The sequence below is a fragment of the Streptomyces sp. SID5785 genome (assembly GCF_009870065.1).
Lineage (GTDB): Bacteria > Actinomycetota > Actinomycetes > Streptomycetales > Streptomycetaceae > Streptomyces.
In genome coordinates this window covers 1-576 of the sequence record NZ_WWIA01000669.1, presented here as the reverse complement: position 1 = coordinate 576, position 576 = coordinate 1, and the positions used below count along the sequence as shown (strand labels likewise).

At 69.1% G+C, this 576-nt stretch carries 2 protein-coding genes; both read left to right on the top strand.

Features of this window, described 5'->3' with window-relative positions; translation table 11 throughout:
- Positions 1-285: oligopeptide/dipeptide ABC transporter ATP-binding protein (locus GTW43_RS21755; RefSeq protein WP_343246083.1), on the top strand; the 285-nt coding region annotated here is incomplete at its 5' end.
- On the top strand, positions 278-576 hold a 299-nt coding region (locus GTW43_RS38200; protein ID WP_161303693.1), incomplete at its 3' end, for an ATP-binding cassette domain-containing protein. The genes GTW43_RS21755 and GTW43_RS38200, both read left to right, overlap by 8 nt.

Here is a 576-nt window from a genome sequence, read left to right as displayed (position 1 = left end):
GTCCACGAGATCTACAAGCGGCCCGCGCACCCCTACACCAAGGGACTGCTGGACTCGATCCCGCGCCTGGACCAGAAGGGCCAGGAGCTCTTCGCGATCCAGGGCCTGCCGCCCAACCTCCTGAACACGCCCTCCGGCTGCGCCTTCAACCCGCGCTGCACGATGGCGCAGGACATCTGCCGCACCGACGTCCCGCCGCTCGTCGAGGTGACGGAGCGGGACGGCGGCGCGCTGCCCGGACGGCGCAGCGCCTGCCACTTCTGGAAGGAGACGATCCATGGCTGAGCTCAGCAAGAAGGACGCCGAGAACGCGGCCGTGGACGCCACCCCGAACGTCACCGACGTCGAGGTCGTCGAGGCGGCCGGCGAGGAGGCGGCGCTCGCGGCTCTCGACAAGACGGTCGAGCGCGGTGAGCCGATCCTCCAGGTGCGCAACCTGAAGAAGCACTTCCCGCTGACCCAGGGCATCCTCTTCAAGAAGCAGATCGGCGCGGTCAAGGCCGTCGACGGCGTCTCCTTCGACCTCTACCAGGGCGAGACCCTGGGCATCGTGGGCGAGTCCGGCTGCGGCAAGTC